15 protein-coding genes are annotated in these 20138 nt (G+C 72.9%); 12 read left to right on the top strand and 3 right to left on the bottom strand.

Annotated elements, in window-relative coordinates:
- Window positions 1-58: 58 nt before the first annotated feature.
- On the bottom strand, window positions 59-4855 hold the full coding sequence (locus EV371_RS25005; RefSeq protein WP_486484781.1) for a DEAD/DEAH box helicase family protein: 4797 nt from the start codon (window positions 4853-4855) through the stop codon (window positions 59-61).
- 172 nt (window positions 4856-5027) lie between these two features.
- Here EV371_RS25005 and EV371_RS25000 point away from each other — a divergent pair, with 172 nt between their 5' ends.
- The 9 genes from EV371_RS25000 (at window position 5028) to EV371_RS24960 (ending at window position 14742) form a co-directional block, all read left to right on the top strand.
- Complete coding sequence (locus EV371_RS25000) at window positions 5028-5465, top strand: hypothetical protein (protein ID WP_486484780.1); 438 nt, start codon at window positions 5028-5030, stop codon at window positions 5463-5465.
- A 125-nt stretch (window positions 5466-5590) separates the two neighbouring features.
- A complete protein-coding gene (locus tag EV371_RS24995; RefSeq protein WP_130464209.1) occupies window positions 5591-6838 on the top strand; it encodes an IS110 family RNA-guided transposase in 1248 nt (415 codons plus the stop codon).
- A gap of 397 nt (window positions 6839-7235) precedes the next feature.
- Window positions 7236-10217, top strand: a complete 2982-nt coding sequence (locus tag EV371_RS24990; RefSeq protein WP_130464208.1) for a Na+/H+ antiporter subunit A — start codon at window positions 7236-7238, stop codon at window positions 10215-10217.
- The gene (locus EV371_RS24985; protein ID WP_130464207.1) at window positions 10214-10708 is read left to right on the top strand and encodes a Na(+)/H(+) antiporter subunit C; all 495 of its coding nucleotides are present in this window, start codon (window positions 10214-10216) and stop codon (window positions 10706-10708) included. Before EV371_RS24990 ends, EV371_RS24985 begins: the two co-directional genes overlap by 4 nt.
- Window positions 10705-12210: a Na+/H+ antiporter subunit D gene (locus EV371_RS24980; RefSeq protein WP_130464206.1), complete on the top strand. Its 1506-nt coding sequence runs from the start codon at window positions 10705-10707 to the stop codon at window positions 12208-12210. Before EV371_RS24985 ends, EV371_RS24980 begins: the two co-directional genes overlap by 4 nt.
- The gene (locus tag EV371_RS24975) at window positions 12207-12905 is read left to right on the top strand and encodes a Na+/H+ antiporter subunit E (RefSeq protein ID WP_486484779.1); all 699 of its coding nucleotides are present in this window, start codon (window positions 12207-12209) and stop codon (window positions 12903-12905) included. The genes EV371_RS24980 and EV371_RS24975 overlap by 4 nt, the downstream gene beginning before the upstream one ends.
- Window positions 12902-13162 (top strand): monovalent cation/H+ antiporter complex subunit F, encoded by a 261-nt coding sequence (locus EV371_RS24970; protein ID WP_130464205.1) that lies wholly within the window; start codon window positions 12902-12904, stop codon window positions 13160-13162. Before EV371_RS24975 ends, EV371_RS24970 begins: the two co-directional genes overlap by 4 nt.
- Window positions 13159-13536: a monovalent cation/H(+) antiporter subunit G gene (gene mnhG, locus EV371_RS24965; RefSeq protein ID WP_349339146.1), complete on the top strand. Its 378-nt coding sequence runs from the start codon at window positions 13159-13161 to the stop codon at window positions 13534-13536. Before EV371_RS24970 ends, mnhG begins: the two co-directional genes overlap by 4 nt.
- A 201-nt stretch (window positions 13537-13737) precedes the next feature.
- Window positions 13738-14742 carry an Imm1 family immunity protein gene (locus EV371_RS24960; protein WP_130464204.1) on the top strand — a complete coding sequence of 335 codons (1005 nt, stop codon included), beginning with the start codon at window positions 13738-13740 and terminating at the stop codon, window positions 14740-14742.
- A gap of 26 nt (window positions 14743-14768) precedes the next feature.
- Here EV371_RS24960 and EV371_RS24955 read toward each other — a convergent pair whose 3' ends face one another.
- Together EV371_RS24955 and EV371_RS24950 are read right to left on the bottom strand one after the other, a co-directional pair.
- A complete protein-coding gene (locus EV371_RS24955) occupies window positions 14769-15152 on the bottom strand; it encodes a sensory rhodopsin transducer (protein ID WP_130464203.1) in 384 nt (127 codons plus the stop codon).
- Window positions 15152-16342: a D-arabinono-1,4-lactone oxidase gene (locus EV371_RS24950; RefSeq protein ID WP_130464202.1), complete on the bottom strand. Its 1191-nt coding sequence runs from the start codon at window positions 16340-16342 to the stop codon at window positions 15152-15154. Before EV371_RS24950 ends, EV371_RS24955 begins: the two co-directional genes overlap by 1 nt.
- A gap of 278 nt (window positions 16343-16620) precedes the next feature.
- Between EV371_RS24950 and EV371_RS24945 the strand changes: the two genes are divergently transcribed.
- From EV371_RS24945 to EV371_RS24935, 3 genes are read left to right on the top strand one after another with little or no spacing between them, the layout of a single operon-like run.
- A complete protein-coding gene (locus EV371_RS24945; RefSeq protein WP_130464201.1) occupies window positions 16621-17985 on the top strand; it encodes a CNNM domain-containing protein in 1365 nt (454 codons plus the stop codon).
- Window positions 17982-19046, top strand: coding sequence for a hemolysin family protein (locus EV371_RS24940; RefSeq protein WP_130464200.1), 1065 nt, complete (start codon window positions 17982-17984; stop codon window positions 19044-19046). Before EV371_RS24945 ends, EV371_RS24940 begins: the two co-directional genes overlap by 4 nt.
- 52 nt (window positions 19047-19098) lie before the next feature.
- Window positions 19099-20124, top strand: a complete 1026-nt coding sequence (locus EV371_RS24935) for a sporulation protein (RefSeq protein ID WP_165436829.1) — start codon at window positions 19099-19101, stop codon at window positions 20122-20124.
- The last annotated feature ends 14 nt before the right edge of the window (window positions 20125-20138 follow it).

The raw sequence follows: 20138 nt of genomic DNA, 5'->3' as shown, positions 1-20138 counted from the left end.
CCCACCGCGGGCCGTGCGCATGGTGCCTGGGGCGGGTTGGTTGGCCGACCGGTTCGGATCAGCCGCGCAGCCGTAGCCCGCGCGGCGTCGTCCGGAAGCCGGCGTCGGTCAGCGCGGCGCGCAGCGGCGAGGCGTGCACCGAACCGCCGTCGGCGCGTTCCACCGCCAGCGCGCCGAGCGCCCCGGAGGCGACCGCCGAGGCCAGCGCCTGGGCGGCGGCGGTCAGCGCAGCGCTGTCGTCGGTGAACGAGAGCAGGGTCCGGCCGCCGCGCTCGACGTAGAGCACCAGCGCACCGTCGACCAGTACCACCAGCGCACCCGCCTTACGCCCGGCCCGGTGCCCGGTCGCCGTGCCGGCCGAGCCGCCGGCGGGGTCGACCGTGGCGTCGCCGGAGTCGATCACCCGGGCTGGCCAGGGCAGCGCGGCGCCGTACGGGTTGGCCGGGTCGGTGGCGGCCAGCACCCGGGCCCCACCGACCCGGCGGCGCAACTCCTCCGGATCGGCGAGCGCCCGCAGCCGGTCCACCGCGCCGGGTACCGCGAACTGGGCCGCGCCCAGCCCTTCGACGAAGTAGCCACGGCGGGCCGCCCCGCGCTCCTCCAGAGCGGAGAGCACCGGGTAGACGCCGGCGAAGCCCCCGGCCACCCCTTCGGCGACGACCGCTCCCCGGGTCACCACCCCGTGCCGCTCCAGCAACACGTCGGCGAGTGCGGCGGTCCGGCGGGTCGGGTCGGTGTCCCGCTCGGGGAGTCGGGACCAGCGCCCGGCGACCGTCGGCGGCCCGCCCCGGGCCGGCAGCGCCGGGCGACCCGGCCGCCGGTAGCGGGTCCGGGGCGCACCGGTACGCGGCCGGTGCGCACCACCGCCGCCGAGTACGGCGCGCAGCGGCCCGAGGGTGTCGTTGGTCAGCCAGCCGGCCCAGACCAGCTCCCACACCACCCCGACCAGCGTCGCGTCGTCGACCGGACCGGCAGCCCAGCCGGCGCCCCGTTCGCTTGCGGCGGCGCCCCGTTCGCCGGCGGCGACCCGTTCGGCCAGTGACCGGAAGAAGAGCGCCTGTCCGTCGGCGAGCGCCGCCAACACCGCCTCGTGCAGCGGGGTCAGCGCCAGCGTCTCGTCCGGCGGCGGCAGCAGTAGGGCGGCGCTGTCCGCGTACGTCAGGGTGATCCAGCCGTCGCCCCGGCCGATCGCGCCGGAACCCGCCCACACCACCTCGCCGCTGGCGCACAGTTCGTCGAGATAGCCGGGGGAGTAGTCGGCGACCCTGGCGGGCAGGACCAGACTCTCCAACGCGGACGCCGGCACCGCAGCCCCCTGCAACTGCTCCACCACGGCGGCGACCGCCTCCACGCCCCGGGCCGCCGCACCGACCTGCTGCCAGCGGGGCAGGAAGGTGGCCAGCGCCCGGGCCGGCACCGGCTCGATCTCCCGGCGCAGCGCGGCCAGGGAGCGGCGGCGCAACAGGCGCAGTACCTCGGCATCGCACCACTCCGGTCCGGCGCCGGTCGGCGAGAACTCGCCGGAGACCACCCGCCCGTCGGCCCCGAGCCGACGCAGCGTCTGCTCCACCACGAAGACCCCGAGCCCGAACCGGGCCGCGCAGGTGGTCGCGGCGAAGGGGCCGTGCGTCCGGGCATACCGGGCGACGAGATCGCCGAGCGGGTCGGCCACCGGTTCGAGGTACGCCTGCGCCACCCCCACCGGCAGGGCCACCCCGAGCGCGTCCCGATAGCGACCGGCGTCCTCGACACCGATCCAGCGCTCCTGCCCGGCGACCCGGACCCGGAGGATCCGCCGGGCCGCCGCCAGCCCGGTCAGCCACTCCGGTGCGACCCCACGCTCGGCCAGGTCGGCGTCGGAGAGGTCGCCGAGCAGCCGCAGCAGCTCGACCGCGTCCTCGGCGTCCCTGGGGCGGCGCTGCTCGGTCAGCCAGCGCAACTGCCGCTCGGTCTCGGCCACCACCGCCGGGTCGAGCAGCTCCCGCAGGTCGACCCGGCCGAGCAGCTCGCCGAGCAGGGCCGAGTCGAGCGCCAGCGCGGCGGCCCGTCGTTCGGCCAGCGGGGCGTCGCCCTCGTAGAGGAACGCGCCGACGTAACCGACGAGCAACGAGCGGGCGAACGGTGACGGCCGGGGCGTCTCCACCTCGACCAGCCGGACCTTGCGGGCGGCCACCTCCCGCATCAGCGCCACCAGGCCGGGCAGGTCGAAGACATCCTGGAGGCACTCCCGGGCCGCCTCCAGGGTGATCGGGAAGTCGGCGTACTCCCGGGCGACGTCGAGCAGTTGGGCGGCCCGCTGGCGCTGCTGCCAGAGCGGCTGACGGCGGCGCGGGTCGCGGCGCGGCAGCAGCAGGGCGCGGGCGGCGCACTCCCGGAACCGGGCGGCGAACAGGGCCGACCCACCCACCGACTCCTCGACCAGGGCCGCGATCTCGTCGGGGTCGAAGGTCACCAGTTCGGCGCCGGGCGGATCGTCGGCGGTGTCGGGCAGCCGGACGACGATGCCGTCGTCGGAGGGGACCACCTGGGCGTCGACGCCGTACCGCTCGGTGAGCCGGCGGGCGATGGCCAGCGCCCAGGGCCCGTTGACCCGGGCGCCGAGCACGCAGTGCACGGCGAGCCGCCAGTCGCCCAGCTCGTCGCGGAAGCGCTCCACCAGCACCGTCCGGTCGTCCGGCACCGCCCGGGTGGCGGCCTGCTGATCGCGCACGTACGCCACCAGGTTGCCGGCCGCCCAGTCGTCCAAGCCGCCGGAGCGCAGCGCCGCCCGGGCCGCCTCGTCGTCGGCGCGGACCAGTCCGCGCAGCCGGCTGCCGAGCGCCCGGCCCAGCTCGACCGGCCGGCCGAGCTGGTCGCCCTTCCAGAACGGCATCCGAGCCGCCTGACCGGGTGCGGGCGAGACCAGCACCCGGTCCGGGGTGATGTCCTCGATCCGCCAGGACGACGAACCGAGCAGGAAGACGTCGCCGACCCGGGACTCGTAGACCATCTCCTCGTCCAGCTCACCCACCCTGGCCGCCCTACGACCACGCCGGCTCGGCCCGCCTGACACCGCGCCGTGATCCGGAGTGGTCGCGGCACCGGCAAGGAAGACCCCGAACAGTCCCCGGTCGGGGATGGTGCCGCCGCTGGTCACCGCCAGCCGCTGCGCCCCGGGTCTGCCGGTGAGCACGTCGGCGGCCCGGTCCCAGACCAGCCGGGGGCGCAGTTCGGCGAAGGCGGTGGAGGGATAGCGCCCGGAGAGCATGTCGAGCACGGCGTGCAGGGCCGAGTCGGGCAGCTCGGCGAAGGGCGCGGCGCGGCGTACCAGCGCGGTGAGGTCGGCGACCCGCCACTCGTCGAGGGCGACCATCGCGACGATCTGCTGGGCGAGCACGTCCAGCGGATTGCGTGGATAGTGCAGTTCCTCGATGGCACCGTCGGTCATCCGTTCGGCCACCACGGCGCAGGAGAGCAGGTCGCCCCGGTGCTTGGGGAAGACCACCCCCCGGGAGACCGCGCCGACCTGGTGCCCGGCCCGGCCGACCCGTTGCAGGCCGGCGGCGACGCTCGGCGGGGCCTCGATCTGCACCACCAGGTCGACGGCGCCCATGTCGATGCCGAGTTCCAGGCTGGAGGTGGCGACCACCGCCGGCAACTGGCCGGACTTGAGCGCCTCCTCGATGTGCCGGCGCTCCTCCCGGGACACACTGCCATGGTGTGCCCGGGCGATCACCGGCGCCGCCCCGGTCGCCGCGCCGGACTGTGCCATGATCTCCGCCGGCAGCCGGGGCGGCGCGGCCGGCCGACCCGGCGCGGTCCGACCACCCCTGTCCCGGTCGCCGAACGCCGGGCGGCGGCCCCCAACCCGGTCGGTCGGGTCGGGCAGCCCGGCCCCGTCGGTCGGGTCGCGGGGCAACCCGATCCCGTCGGTCGGGTGGGGAGTCAGCTCGGCCTCGTCGGCGGCCAGCTCGTTGAGCCGGGCGCAGAGCCGCTCCGCGCTGCGCCTGGAGTTGGTGAAGACGATGGTCGACCGGTGCGACCGGACCAGGTCGTAGACCCGTTCCTCGACCGCCGGCCAGATCGACGCCCGGCGCGGATTGCCCAGCTCGTCCTCCGGCGCCTCCTGCTCGTCCAGCCGGGTCATGTCCTCGACCGGCACCTGCACGCTGACCTCGATGGTCTTCGCGGTCTCGGGCTGCACGACGGTCACCGCCCGGGCGCCGCCGAGGAAGCGTGCGGTGGCGTCGATCGGGCGCACCGTCGCGGAGAGCCCGATCCGCTGCGCGGGTGCGGGCAGCAGGTCGTCCAGCCGTTCCAGGGAGAGCGCCAGGTGGGCGCCGCGCTTGGTGCCGGCGACCGCGTGCACCTCGTCCACGATCACGGTCCGCACGCCGCGCAGCGAGTCCCGGGCGGCGGAGGTGAGCAGCAGGAAGAGTGACTCCGGCGTGGTGATCAGAATGTCCGGCGGCGTACGCGCGAACGCCCGCCGCTCGTCGGCCGGGGTGTCCCCGGTGCGCATCCCGACGGTGATCTCCGGCGGCGGGAGACCCAGCCGGGCCGCCGCGTGCCGGATGCCGGTGAGCGGGGCGCGCAGGTTGCGCTCGACGTCGACGGCGAGCGCCTTCAGCGGGCTGACGTAGACCACCCGGCAGCGCTGCCGTGGGTCGGCCGGGGCCGGCTCGCGAGTGAGCCGGTCCAGTGACCAGAGGAACGCGGCGAGGGTCTTGCCGGAGCCGGTCGGGGCGACCACCAGTGCGTTGTGGCCGGCACCGACCGCACGCCACGCCCCGGCCTGGGCGTCGGTGGGTGCGGCGAACGCCGCGTCGAACCACTCCCGGGTCGCCGCACCGAAGGCCGCCAGCACATCGCTCACCGACCCATGGTGCCCGGTCGGTCCGACAGGTTCACCGGAACGGTTGTCCGCATGCCCGGTTGATCGTTGTTTTCGCCTGAGATGGGGACTAAGTCTCACTTAACTGCTTGCGAATGAAGTGCAACGTACAGTAACTTTTCCGAAACCCAAGCCCTGCGCCAAGGGGGTACGGATGACCGGCGCTCCGCGCGATGTCCCCGCCGCCACGGACGTGCTGACCCGTCGGGTCGAGGCCTATCTGACCGTGGCGCGGGCCGGCCTGCGCGGCGCCGACCTCGAACTTGCCGAGCGGCTCGTCGACTGCCTGCGCCAGTTGGTCGCCGCCACCGCCACCGCCAGCGCGGCGGACCGGGCCCGGGTCCGGGCCGCGGTGCACGCCCTGGTGCTGCGCCGGGCGGCGCACGGCCGGGTGCTCCCCCGACGCTCCCTCGCCACCGCTCAACATGTGATCAACCAGGTCGTCCGGCAGCTCGGCCGGGCCGACCTGGCGGTGCCGACCCTGTCAGTAGTCCGCGTGCCTGGCGGCGCGACCCCGAGCGGGGTGAAAATCGGGCTGGGCCGTCCGGATGTCGTCGTCTCGTCTTGGCGCTGTGAGCCCGTCTGTCAGTAGGACGCTGAGGATCTTGATGACAGGCACCCGGAACTGTTGCTTCGAGCACGCGTGTCAGACTCTTCAGCCTGTTGATCCTCCCGGACGGCCCGCCTTGATGGCCGGTGAGGGAAGGAGACACGGCCATGGATGTGGTGAATCGTCGATGCGCGGGCATCGACATCAGCAAGACCGACGTCAAGGTGTGTGTCCGGACGCCGGGGTCGGGTCAGCGGCGTCGCCGAGAGGTTCGGACGTTCACCACGATGACCGCGGATCTGCTGGTGATGCGGGACTGGCTGCTGGCCGAGCAGGTCACGGTGGTCGGTATGGAGGCCACCGGCGCCTATTGGAAGCCGGTGTTCTACCTGCTGGAACACGATATGGACTGTTGGCTGCTCAACGCCCGGCACATGAAGGCGGTGCCTGGACGCAAGACCGACGTCAAGGACTGTGAGTGGATCGCTCAACTGGTCGAGCACGGTCTCGTGCGGGCCAGTTTCGTGCCTCCGGAGCCGATCCGACAGCTACGGGACCTGACCCGCTACCGCACGGAGATCATCAGAGAGCGGACCCGGGAGGTTCAGCGCCTGGAGAAACTCCTGGAGGATTCGGGGGTCAAGCTGTCGGCGGTGGTGTCGGACCTGACCGGCAAGTCCGCCCGAGCGATGCTGGAGGCCCTGATCGCCGGCGAGCGTGACCCGCAAGTGCTGGCCGAACTCGCCATGGCCAGCATGCGCCGCAAGCGGTCGCTACTGACCCAGGCGCTCACCGGCCGGTTCGGCGACCACCACGCGTTCCTGGCTCGTGTCATGCTCGACCGCATCGATGCGTGCACCGCCATGGAACAGCGCCTCAGCGACCAGATCGATCAGCAGGTGCGGCCCTTTCGTCGCCAACTCGACCTGATCGAAACCATCCCTGCCGTCGGTCGCCGCGCCGCCGAGGTCATACTCGCCGAGATCGGCGCCGATCCCAGCCGGTTCCCCACCGCCGCTGACCTGGCCTCCTGGGCAGGCATGTGTCCCGGTAACAACCAGTCCGGCGCGCGCAGCGCACCCGCCCCCACCCGCCACGGAGATCCCTGGCTCAAGTCCGTCCTGGGACAGGTCGCCGTTAACGCCGCCCGCACCAAGGGCACCTACCTGGCAGCCCGCTACCGGCGTATCGCCTCACGACGAGGCAAGAAACGCGCCCTCGTCGCGGTCGGCCACTCCGTCCTGATCGCCGCATGGACCATGCTCACCCGCGACCTGCCCTACCACGACCTCGGCGGCGACTACTTCACCGAACGACTGGACCCGCACCGCAAAGCCCGCCACGCCCGACGACTCCTCGACCAGCTCCACCAACTCGGCTACCAGACCACCATCCAACCCATCGAAGCCACCTGATCTCAACCCTCGGCAGGACGCCCGATTTTCGTGTCAGACGCCCCGGACGGCACCGCTGCCCGTACCACCCTCCAGTCCCGCACGGCACCGGCCATCCTCGATCAGGGCCCGACCCACGGCGTCGACTCGCCGTGCACCGTCGGGTGATCCCGCGTACCGAAGCCGACTGGCCACCGAAGACGGCCAACTCCACCGATTGTTCGGCCTGGCCCGCCCGCCTGGCCGCTGACTCGCCGCCTGGCCGCTGACTCGACAGCCTTGGCCCGCATGATTGCCGACTCTGACCCCACTCGGGTGGTTTCGGGCAATTCCGCGCGTCGGGCCGGAGTCTGGCGTGTGATCTGTCTGAGTCCACGTCCCCCGGGCCGGACCATATCGACACATACCTGGAGTACGCATGCTGACGCTGCTGGCGCTGCACCTGGTGGCCGCGGCGCTGGCACCCGCGTTGGTACGCCGGTGGGGTCGCCGGGCCTTCCTGCCGTTGGCGGCCGTCCCGGCCAGCGCGTTCGGGTGGGCGCTCTGCTACGCCGGCACGGTCCGGGACGGGCAGGCGATCGTCGAGGCGTACCCCTGGGTGCCGAAACTGGGCCTCGAACTGGCGCTGCGGGTCACCACCCCGTCCTGGCTGCTGATGCTGCTGGTCAGCGGGATCGGCGCGCTGGTACTGGTCTACTGCGTCCGCTACTTCGACGCCGACGAACCCGGGCTCGGCCGGTTCGCCGCGATCTTCGTCGGCTTCGCCGGAGCCATGCTCGGAGTGGTGGTCGCCGACAACCTGCTGCTGCTCTACGTCTGCTGGGAGCTGACCAGCGTCTTCTCGTACCTGCTGATCGCGCACCACCCGGAGCAGCAGGCCAGCCGGCGATCGGCCAACCAGGCGCTGCTGGTCACCACCCTGGGCGGCCTGGTCATGCTGATCGGCTTCGTCATGCTCGGCCAGCACGCCGGCACGTACCGGTGGTCGGAGATCGCTGCCCGACCGCCGCCCCCCGGCGGGTACCTCGGGATCGCGGTGGTGTTGATCCTGGTCGGCGCGCTGAGCAAGTCGGCGATCTTCCCCACCAGCTTCTGGCTGCCGGCCGCGATGGCCGCGCCGACTCCGGTCAGCGCGTACCTGCACGCCGCCGCGATGGTGAAGGCCGGTGTCTACCTGGTCGCCCTGCTCGCCCCCGCCTACGCGCAGGTCGGGCCGTGGCGACCGGTGATCTACGTGACCGGGGTCGTCACCATGCTGGCCGGCGGCTGGGCCGCACTGCGCCAGGTCGATCTGAAGCTGCTGCTGGCGTACGGCACGGTCAGCCAGCTCGGGCTGCTGGTCGTGGTCTTCGGTGCCGGCACCCCGGACGCCGCGCTCGCCGGCGTCGCGATGCTGCTCGGGCATGCCCTGTTCAAGGCGACCCTGTTCCTGGTGGTCGGGATCGTCGACCGGCGGGCCGGGACCCGGGACCTGACGGTGCTCTCCGGGCTCTGGCGGCGGATGCCGGTGGTCTGCGCGACCGCCGTACTCGCCGCGGCCTCGATGGGCGGGGTGCCGCCGCTGCTCGGCTTCGTCGCCAAGGAGGCGATCCTCGGTGCGTTCACCGCGGATCCGCCGTTGCTCGCCGCGCTGCTGCTCGGCACCGTACTGACCACCGCGTACAGTGCCCGGTTCGTCTGGGGTGCGTTCGCCGGCCGGTCCGGGGCGGAGCCGACTCCGGCCCGCCCGGTCGAGACCGTCCTGCTCGCCCCGGCGGCGCTGCTCGCGGTCGCCGGGCTGGTGCTCGGGGTACTGGCCGGGCCGCTCGGTGAGACAGTCGCGCCGTATCCCCACATGTTCGGGAAGGTTGCGCACCAGCTCACGTTCGTGCCGGCCCCCGGCCTCGTCCTGGGGCTGTCGGTGCTGGCCTTCGTCGCTGGGCTGCTGCTCTTCGCGCTGCGTGCTCCGGTCGGCGCGGTACAGGCCCGGCTGCGGGCCCCGTTCGACGGGGACACCGCCTACCAGGTGCTGAGCCGGGGATTCGACCGGGTCGCCGTGGCGGTCACCGGTGCGACGCAACGCGGTTCGCTGCCGCAGTACCTCGGCATCATCCTGGTCGCCCTGGTGCTCGTGCTGGGCGCCGGGCTGTCGGATGGCCCGTGGACGGGGCGGATCGGGTCCCTGGACCACCCGCGGCAGGCCGTCGTCGGGGTGGTGCTCGGGATCGCCGCGGTGCTGGCCGTCCGGGCCCGGCGCCGGCTTACCGCGGTGATCCTGGCCGCCGTCACCGGTTACGGCACCGCGATGCTGTTCGTGCTGCACGGCGCGCCCGATCTGGGGGTGGCCCAGTTCCTGTCGGAGACCGTCACAATCGTGATCTTCGTGTTGGTGCTGCGCCGGCTGCCGGCCCGGTTCTCCGTCCGGCCGCTGCGGCGCAGCCGGTGGGCCCGGGTCGCTCTCGGGGTGGCGGTCGGGATGGTGGTCGCCGCGATCGCCGTCGCCGCGACCGGCGCCCGGCGGGCGCCGCCGATCTCGGCCGAATTCCCGGAGGCGGCGCACTCCTTCGGGTACGGCCGCAACGTCGTCAACGTGACCCTGGTGGACATCCGGGCCTGGGACACCATGGGCGAGATATCCGTGCTGGTGGTGGCGGCGACCGGGGTGGCGAGCCTGATCTTCCATCGGCGACGCGGTCCGGACCGGCCCCGGCGGGACGACCTCAGGCCGCCGCCCGGCCCCGAGCGGGTCTGGCTGCGGGCCGGGTCGACGCTGCGGACCCGGCGCCGGTCGATCGTTTTCGAGGTCGTCGTCCGGCTGATCTTCCACACGGTGGTGATCTTCTCCATCTTCCTGCTCTTCGCCGGCCACAACGCCCCCGGCGGCGGCTTTGCCGGTGGCCTGGTGGCCGGGCTGGCCCTCGCGGTCCGTTACCTCGCCGGTGGCCGGCACGAACTCGACCAGGCGGCCCCGGTCGACGCCGGAGTGGTGCTCGGGGTCGGCCTCTTCGTGGCCGTCGGCACCGGCCTGCTGGCCATGACCACGGGCGGCGAGGTGTTGCGCAGCACGCTGCTGAAGCCGAAGCTGCCGCTCGTCGGCGACCTGCACCTGGTCACCTCGATCTTCTTCGACATCGGCGTCTACCTGGTCGTGGTCGGCCTCGTGCTGGGCATCCTGCGCAGCCTCGGCGCCGAGGTGGACCGGCAGATCGAGGTGGTGGACGAGCCGGGCACGGGTCTGCGCACGGACCGGCCGGCCGGTCCGGCGCAGCGAGCGGCAGCCCGTACGGGTGTGGCACCGGGTGTGGACGCTGCAGCGGGTGCGGCAGCCGGTGCGGCGGAGGCTCCGGACGGGGCGGACGCCGGACCGGACTCCGGGTCGGCCCACGGGCTCGGGCCGGGCGGCACGGAGGACCCGCGATGACCCCGAACCTGGTACAGGCACTGGTCGTCGGGGTGCTGTTCGGCTGCGGGGTCATCCTGCTGTTGGAGCGCAGCCTCAGCCAGGTGCTGATCGGGGTGCTCCTGTTGAGCAACGGCACCAACCTGCTGCTCCTGCTCGGCAGCCGGTCCGGCGGGGCACCGATCGTCGGGGTCACGCCGGAAGCGGAGATGAGCGACCCACTGGCTCAGGCGATGGTGCTGACCGCCGTCGTGATCACCCTCGGCCTGACCGCGTTTCTCCTGGCGATGGCGTACCGGAGCTGGCAGTTGACCGGGCACGACGAGGTACGCGACGACCCGGAGGACCGCCGGATCGTCCGCCGTGCCGAGCGGCGCGAACTCGCCGGTCCGGACGACAACGCCGGCGAGGGACCCTGGCCCCCGTCCGGCGGGCCGGTGGGCACCGACCCGGAGCAGGTCGACCCGGAGCCGGCGCCGCGCCGGCTGGACGACGAGGCGGGCCGGGCATGACGTACCTGGTACCGCTGCCGGTGGTCGTACCGTTGCTCGGCGCGGCGCTGGCCCTGGTCCTGGCCCGCCGGCGGATCGCGCAGCGGACGACCAGCGTCACCGCCCTGGTCGTCACCCTCGTCGTCGCGGGCATGCTGCTCTGGCAGGCGCACTGGTACGGCCCGTTGGTGATGCACGTCGGCGGTTGGCCGGCTCCGCTCGGCATCGTCCTGGTCGCCGACCAGTTGGCCGCGCTGATGCTGGTGGTCTCGGCGGCGGTGACGCTCTGCGTGCTGCTCTACTCGATCGGGGAGGCCCGGACGGATCCCGGCGAGCGCACGCCGGTGGTCATCTACCACCCCACCTACCTGGTGATGACGGCCGGCGTGACCAACGCCTTCCTGACCGGCGACCTGTTCAACCTCTTCGTCGGCTTCGAGATCCTGCTGGCGGCCAGCTACGTGCTGCTCACCCTCGGCGGCACCCAGGAACGCATCCGGGCCGGTGCCACCTACGTCGTGGTCGGCCTGATGTCGTCGCTGATCTTCCTCGTCGCGGTCGGTCTGGTGTACGCCTCCACCGGCACCCTGAACCTCGCCCAGTTGGCGAGCCGGCTCGACGACCTGCCGGCCGGCCTGCGGTTGGCGCTGCACTGCGTACTGCTGCTCGCCTTCGCCATCAAGGCGGCGATCTTCCCGCTGGCGGCCTGGCTGCCGGACAGCTATCCGACCGCGCCGGCCCCGGTCACCGCGGTCTTCGCCGGCCTGCTGACCAAGGTCGGCATCTACGCGATCATCCGGACCGAGACGCTGCTCTTCCCCGACAACCGCGTCGGTGACCTGCTGCTGGTGCTGGCCCTGCTGACCATGCTGGTCGGCATCCTGGGCGCGATCGCGCAGTCGGACATCAAGCGGCTGCTGTCGTTCACCCTGGTCAGCCACATCGGATACCTGCTCTTCGGGGTCGCGCTGGCCTCGGGGCCCGCCCTGACCGCCGCGATCTTCTACGTCGTGCACCACATCACCGTGCAGACCACCCTGTTCCTGGCGGCCGGCCTGGTCGATCGGCGGGCCGGCAGCACCAACCTGGACCGGATCGGCGGGCTGGCCCGGGTCGCCCCGCTGCTCGGGGTGCTGTTCCTGGTGCCGGCGCTGAACCTCTCCGGGATCCCGCCGTTCTCCGGATTCCTCGGCAAGCTCGGGCTGTTCCAGGCCGGGGTGTCGGTCGGCGGGGTGCTGCCCTGGCTGCTGGTGGTCGCCGGCACCGCCACCAGCCTGCTCACCCTCTACGCGACGACCAGGGTGTGGAGTCTGGCGTTCTGGCGCCCGCCCCGGCTCGCCGATCCCGAGGCGTCGGCCCGGCTGCCCCGGCTGATGGTCGGCGCCACCACCGTCCTGGTGCTGCTCGGGGTGGGACTGACGGTGGCGGCCGGCCCGCTCTTCGCGGTCAGCGCCCAGGCCGCCGACGACCTGCGGGAACGCGCCCCGTACGTGCGGGCGGTGTTCCCGGGTGGCCCGCCGTGACCGACGACGCCCGGGTGTCCGGCCGGGACCCGTCGCGCCGGGTCGTGCCGGGCTGGTCGACGTTGCGACACAGACTCCGTTACCCGCGGCGCTGGCGGGCGCTGCGGCACCCGGCTCCGGATCGGCGACGCCGGGCTCCGGAACGGCGGCGCTGGCGGGACCACCTGATCACGGTCGGCTGGCTGGTCGTGGTCTGGAGCCTGCTCTGGGGCAGGTTCACCGTCGGGAACCTGCTCGGCGGCGTGCTGGTGGCCGTGGTGATCCTGGTCTTCCTGCCGCTGCCCCGGGTCACCTTCGGGGGCCGGCTCCGGCCGCTGGCGCTGGCGAGGTTCGTCGGGTGGTTCGTCGTCGAACTCGTGGTCGCCAGCGCGCACGTCAGCTGGGTCGCGCTCCGGCCCGGGCGGCCCCGGAACGCGATCGTCGCCGTCCGGCTGCGGGTGCGCACCGACCTCAACCTGGCACTGACCGCAGAGGTGCTGTCGCTGCTCCCCGGCACGCTGATCGTGGAGGCCGACCGGGAGACCGGAACGCTCTACGTGCACGTGCTGGACGTGCGCGGCGCCGAGGACCTGGACCGGAGCCGGGAACGCGTCCTGGACCTGGAGGCCCGACTGGTCCGCGTCGTCGGTTCCGGGACGGAACTGCGGCTGCTCACGCCGACCACTGGGAACGCCGAACCGGGAGGACCATCATGACCGTCGTCGCCGTTGTCGTCGCCGTCCTGCTCTCGACCGCGGCGGCGCTGGCGCTGGCCCGCGTCGTACGCGGCCCGGCGCTGTTGGACCGGGTGGTCGCCGCCGAGGTGCTGACCTCGATCATGATCGGGGCGCTCGGTGCCGAGGCGGCGATCAACAAGCATTCCACCACGCTGTCGATCCTGCTCGGGCTCAGCGCCCTGGGCTTCGTCGGCTCGGTGGCCCTGGTGCGCTTCGCCGCCGGGGAGGAGGCGTGAACGGCGAGGTCGTGCTCGACGCGCTGGTCGGGATCTTCCTGGTCGCCGGTGGGCTGCTGAGCCTCGTCGCCGGAGTCGGGCTGGTCCGCCTCCCGGACGTGCTCAGCCGGATGCACGCGGCGACCAAACCGCAGGTGCTCGGCGTCCTGCTGATCCTGCTGGCGCTCGCGGTGAGCCTGCGCAACGGCGCCGACCTGGCCGCACTGGCGCTGATCGGCGGGCTCCAGCTCACCACCGCGCCGCTCGCGGCCCAGATGATCGCCCGGGCCGCATACCGGACAGGGCGGATCCACCGCGAGTCGCTGGACGCCGACGAACTGGCCGGGCAGCGGATCGGCCCCCCGGACGACCACCCTGACCAGGACCGGGCGTGATCAAGGAGGGTGTCCGACGTGTGCCACCCCGGCGGATCTCCTGGCGGAGGACCGCGCGGTGGGCGGAGCAGAGCGCGCCGCCGGCCGGTCAGGTCGGTCCGGCGGGGTGGCGACTCGGGTGGCGATCGTGGTCTGATCACTGCCGTCGCGGCCCTGACAACCGGCCGCGACGGTCGATGACGGCAGGATGCGGGGGGATGGATGGACGGGACAGCCGACCAGATCGAGGCGGTACGGCGCAGCGGTGCGTCCTCGTTGGATTTGTCCGGCCACTCGTTGGGAACCCTGCCGGAGTCGTTGGCTGAGCTGACCGGCCTGACCAGGTTGATCTTGGTTGACAATCAGCTGTCGGCACTACCGGAATGGCTGGGGAACCTGACCGCCCTCACCGAGCTGGGCCTGGGCAACAACCAGCTCACCGTGCTGCCGGAGTCGCTCGGCAACCTGACCGGCCTGACCTGGCTGGGCCTCTCCGGTAACCGGCTGTCGACGCTGCCGGAGTCGCTCGGCAACCTGACCGCCCTCACCTGGCTGGACCTCTCCGGTAACCGGCTGTCGACGCTGCCGGAGTCGCTCGGCAACCTGACCGCCCTCACCTGGCTGGACCTGACTGACAACGAGCTGTCGGCGCTGCCCGAGTGGCTCGGTGACCTGACGGCGTTGACCCGACTGGATCTGACCAACAACCAGCTCACCCGGCTGCCGGAGTCCCTGGGGTCCCTGGCCGCGCTCACCCGGCTCGATCTGGTCGGTAACCGCCTCACCGTCGTGCCGCAGTGGCTGCGTGATCCCACGACGCGCCGCCAGCCGGTGAACGCGCCCGTCCAGGCGTGGATCGATGACACCTGCACCACCGTGACCGGTGCCACCGACCTCGACGACGTGTTGGACCGGGTGCCGTCCAGCGGCGTATCGCTGGTCAGCGAGGACGGAGTCCGGTCCCTGCACGTCACCCTTGACGGCGGGCGATCCGGGCTGGTGTGGGAGGACGAGCGCGACGTACTGCTCAGTTGGGGACCCGTACCGCCGGGCGCGCCACCCGGCATGACAGCCGGTGACGCCGAGTACGTCTTCTCCGACCCGTGGTTCACCGTCGAAGGTGCCGAGCCCGGCGAGATCACCGAGGGGCTGGCCCGGCAAGCGGCCCACGAGTTCCTGGGCACCGGCCGTCGACCCAGCAACGTCCAATGGGTCGACAAGCCATAGTCGGCACGTTGGTTGGTCGTGGGGGTTCAGGAGTCGGCGGGAAAGGCGATCGTGCCGGTCAGTCCGAGGGCGCCGGGCAGCCGGGTGTCCTGGCGCAGGAACTGCACCACGACCGGGACCGGCGAGCGGACGACGCAGCCGAACCGCCGGCCCAGCACGATCGCCTCGGGATCGACCAGGTCGTTGAGGCGTACGTGCCGGATCCGGCGCGCGCCGACGGTGACCGGGTACGGGCCGACCGGCTCCCGGTCCTCGTAGTAGACGGTGATCCGCAGCTCGGCCGGCTCGTCCCCGGTGTTCAGCACGGACAACTGGTCGAAGCTGGTGAATTCCGGTTCCGCACCGTTGCTCGGGAACGGGATCCGGCCATCCGGGATCACCCATACCCGCCCGCCGAGCCCGGCCGCCATCAGCCGTCCCTCAGCAGCCGGGCGAGGTCGGGAGTCAGGAAGACCTCGTCCGGGTCGAGCCGGCGGCGGACGTCCTCGAAGCTGTCCCACCGTGGATAGATGCCGCGCAGCGCCCGGGCGGTCAGCGAGTGCTTCTTGCCCCAGTGCGGGCGGCCGTCGTGCTGCCGGAACACCGCCTCGACGTCGGCGAAGTACTCCGTGTACGGCAGGGAGTTGTTCTGTAGGCAGGCGATCGTCGTGCTGGTGCGGCCGTATTCGGGACTGAGCCAGATGTCGTCCGCGGCGACGGTGCGCACCAGGACCCGCCAGGCCACCCCGACGCGGTGCCGGTCCAGGATCCGGCGCCGGATCTCGGTGAAGCAGGCGTGGAAGGCCTCCGACGGAATGGTGTACTCGATCTCCTCGAAACGCAGCTCGCGGTGCCGGGGGATGGTCCGGTGGCTCGGGCCGGCCTCGGCGATCCGGGGTTCGCCGACCGGGGTGAGTTCCGGCTCCTCACCGCGGTGGTTGAGGGTGCGGATCTGGGTGGTGTCGGTGCGCGGATACCAGTAGAAGTCCATGTTCCGGTTCTGCCGCTGCAACTGGTGCAGGTGGTCGAGGGTCCAGGCGATCGACGAGCACCAACTGCGCCGCCGCAGGTCGTAGCTGGGGGCGAGTCGTAGCGTCAGCGTGGTCACCACGCCGAGCACGCCGAGGGAGAGCCGCGCCGCCGGCAGCAGGTCGGGGTTCTGCGATCCGGAGATCTCCAGCACCTCGCCGGTGCCGGTCACCAGCCGTACCCCGGCGACCTGGGTGGAGAGGTTTCCGAAGCGCAGCCCGGTCCCGTGCGTACCGGTGGCGGTGGCGCCGGCGATGGACTGCACGTCGACGTCGCCCAGGTTGTCCATGGCGAGCCCGGCCTCGTAGAGCGATTTGCCCAGTTCGCCGAGCGGCACCCCGGCGCCGACGGTGGCCAGTTGCAGATCGTCGTGCCGGTGCAGGGTCCGGGGCAGCGCGGCCAGGCTGACGAGTACGTCGTCGGTCCGGACCAGGGGACTGGAGGAGTGACCGGAGCCGACCGGCCGCAGCTTGGTCGAGGTCTGCCGGGCCCGTTCGACGAGTGCCCGGACGGCGTCCTCGCTCTCCGGCATGGCGTACTCCCGAGGGGTGAACCGGAGGCTCCCCGACCAGTTGCGCCACTCCCGCCCCAACGCGCCCTCCCTTCCCGGCTGCCGGCCGGCAGCCGCGCGGCGAGTTCCCGGACCGACCGACCGGGACGGATCGGGACATGCGTCTCTACCCGGCCGACGGTCGGGAAAACGGCTCTGTTCGGGGCCGGGCCGGCGGTGGTTGTCCGGGCGGTGTTCCGCGGGGCTCGGTAGGATGGCCTGGTGATCGACTCAACTGTCCAGGAGGGCAGCTGTAGCCAGCCGGGTCGGACCCGGCGTCTTCCGCACCAGCCGCGACGACGGGGAGCGCTGAGTACCCCGTGTTGATCGCGCTCGGTCTCCTGTTGATTGTTCTGCTCACCGTGGCGACCGGGTATTTCGTCGCCCAGGAATTCGGTTATGTCGCCGTGGATCGGGGCAAACTACGCCAGCTTGCCGACGACGGTGACGTCGCCGCGCAGCGTGCCCTCACGGTCACCGGCCGGCTCTCCTTCATGCTCTCCGGAGCCCAGCTCGGGATCACCGTCACCGCCCTGCTCGTCGGTTACGTCGCCGAGCCGTACCTCGGTGACGGCCTGGCCGAGCTGCTCGGCACGGCGGGCGTCTCGGCCGCGGTCAGCACCCCGCTCGCGGTCGCGCTGGCCCTGGTGATCGCCACCGTCGTGCAGATGGTCTTCGGTGAACTCGCCCCGAAGAACCTCGCCATCGTCCGGGCGGAGGCGCTGGCCCGCGCCCTGAGCCGTTCCACGCTGATCTACCTGGCCGTCGCCGGGCCGGTGATCCGGCTCTTCGACGCCGCCGCGACCCGGCTGCTGCGCCGGGTCGGCATCGAGCCGGTGGAGGAGTTGCCCAGCGGGGCGACGCCGGAGGACCTGGAGCAGATCATCGCCGAGTCGCGCGAGGAGGGGCACCTCGACGCCGAAATGTCCACCCTGCTCGACCGGGGTCTCGACTTCCGGCAGCTCACCGCCGCCGAGGCGATGGTGCCCCGGGTCGACGTGTTCACCGTCCGGGCCGACGAACCGCTCAGCCGGCTGGTCGAGCTGCTCGACACCGGGCACTCGCGCTTCCCGGTGCGCGGCACCGAGGGCGTGGACGACCTCGTCGGAGTGGTCGGCATCGCCGACGTACTCGGGGTGCCGCCGGCGCAGCGGGCCAGCACCCCGATCGGGGCGGTCGCGGTACCCCCGTTGCTGGTGCCGGCGACGCTGCCGCTGCCGACGGTGCTGGACCGGCTCCGGGCCGGGCACCGCCAGCTCGCCTGCGTGGTCGACGAGTACGGCGGGTTCGCCGGGGTGATCACCCTGGAGGACATCGCCGAGGAGCTGGTCGGGCCGATCCGGGACGAGGACGACCCGCCCGAGCGGGCCCCGGTCCGGCAGGCCGACGGCTCCTGGGTGGTGCCGGCCCGCTGGCGGATCGACGAGGTCGCCGACAGCACCGGGATCACCCTGCCCGAGGCCCCCGAGTACGACACCCTCTCCGGCCTGGTGATGCGGGAGCTGGGCCGGATTCCCGAGGTCGGCGACCGGCTGGAGATCCGGCTCTCCGCCGAAGGCGAGCCGGATCAGGAGGCGAGCCTGCCCCGGGCCCACGTCGAGGTGCTGGCGGTCGACCGGCACGTCGCCGACTCGGTCCGGCTCCGGGTGCTGGTGCCGCAGGGCGAAGCGGAGCGCACCCGGTGAGTACGACCTGGGCGTTGCTGGTCTCCGTGTTGCTGCTCGCGCTGAACGCCTTCTTCGTGGCCGCCGAGTTCGCCCTGCTGGCCGCGAAGCGCTACCGGTTGGAGCAGGCCGCGGCCTCCGGCGGTCGGGCCGCCCGGGCCGCGCTGGACGGAGTACGCGAGCTGACCCTGATGCTGGCCGGCGCCCAGTTCGGCATCACCGTCTGCACCCTGGGCCTGGGCGCGCTCGCCGAACCGGCGATCGAGCGCCTGCTCAGCCCACTGCTGCATGCCGTCGGCCTGCCCGAAGCGGCCAGCCACGTGATCGCGCTGGTCTTCGCGCTCGCGCTGGTCACCTTCCTGCACCTGGTGGTCGGCGAGATGGCGCCGAAGTCGTGGGCGATCACCGACCCGGAGCGGTCGGCCGTGCTGCTCGCGCTGCCGTTCCGGGCGTTCGCCCGGGTGGCCCGGCCGATCCTCTCGGCGCTGAACGGGCTCGCCAACGTGACACTGCGGCTCGTCCGGGTACGCCCGGAGGAGCAGTTGGCGGTGGCACACGGGCCGGAGGAGCTGCGGATGCTGCTCCAGCAGTCGCACGAGCACGGCCTGCTCGCCGCCGACCAGCACGAGATGCTGACCAGCATGCTCGAACTCCAGGGCACCACCGTCGCCCAGGTGATGGAGCCGGTCGAGACGATCGTCTCGGTACGCCCGGACGACTCCGCGGAGCGGATCGAGGAGGTGTGCCGGTCGAGCGGCCGGTCCCGGCTGGCCGTCTTCGAGACGCCCGGTGAGGTGGCCGGGCTGGTGCACGTCCGGGAGGCGGTCCGGGCCACCACCGCCGGCCGGCCCGCGACGGCGCGGGAGCTGATGACCGAGCCGTTCACCCTGGAGGCGACCGCGACGGTCACCGAGGCGGTGGCGGCGATGCAGGCCGAGCAGGTGCAGTTGGCAATGGTCAGCAACGGTGCCGGTGCCGGGCGACCGGTCGGCTTCGTCGCGTTGGAGGACCTGCTGGAGGAGGTCATCGGGGAGTTCGACGACGAGACCGACCCGATTCCGCGGGGCCGCCGGCTGCGTTGAGCGACCGGGTCGACGACCAGCCGACCCGCTGCGTCGGCGGGAGGGGGCGACGGTGGGTTTCGGGGGACTCCTGCCGGGTGCGGGCCTGACCGTGCGGACCACGCTGACCAATCCGAGTACCCGGCCGGGGCTGTCGCTGCCCGGTCGGGTCACCGTCACCGCCGGCGGGTCGCCGGTGACCGTCGACGGTGTGACCCTCGGCCTGGTCACCCGGGTCGAGCCGGCCGGCGGCGAGCTGGAGTACCAGCCGGTGGAGTTCCACCGGACCGCCGCCGCCGGGGCGTTCGTGCTGGCGCCGGGCGAGCGCCGGATCCTCGACTTCGGCGTGCCGGTGCCCTGGGAGACGCCGGTGACGGTGGTCAACGGGCACTGCCTGCTCAACCTGCGGATGGGACTGCGGGCCGAGGTCGCGGTCAGCACGCTGCTCGACCGCGGCGACCTGCGCCCGGTGTACGTGCACCCGCTCCCCGCCCAACAGGGCGTGCTCGCCGCGCTGGCCGAGCTCGGCTTCGAACTGCGCCAGGTCGGGCTACTCGCCGAGCGGCTGCCCGGGATCGACCAGCGGCTGCCGTTTCACCAGAAGATCGCGTACTGGGCGGCACCGCTGTACGGTGGCCCGTTCAGCGAACTGGAGGTGTCGTTCTTCACCGACCCGTACCGGGTGGAGGTGCTCTTCGCGCTGGACCGCCGGGTGGCGCTGGCCGGCGCCGGGCACCTCAGCTTCAGCCGGTTCCGGGTGGCCCACCGGGGCGCGGCCGAGCTGGACTGGATCACCGTGGTGGACAGTTGGCTCCGGTACGCCGTACAGCGGCACTCGGCCACCGCCGCCGGCTATCAGGTCCGTACGGAACGCAGCCCGTCGCCGCCGCCCCGCCCGACCGACCCCGACCGGTCGCACCCCGGCCCGTCCGGCACCAACACCCGGGACAGCGGGCAGCCGGGCGAGGAGCCCCGGGGGGCCGCACCGGCGGCGGGCCACGACCCGGACCGGGGGTTGCGCCCGATCGGCGGTGGCGAGGGCGGCATCGGCGGCGGCGCGGGCGGAGCCGGCGGCTCCGGCGGCGGCAGCGGAACCTGAAAGGACGAGCCCCC

This window comes from Plantactinospora sp. CNZ321, assembly GCF_004217235.1.
Note: the sequence above shows the minus strand (reverse complement) of the source record. Positions and strands in the feature narration are given on the sequence as shown.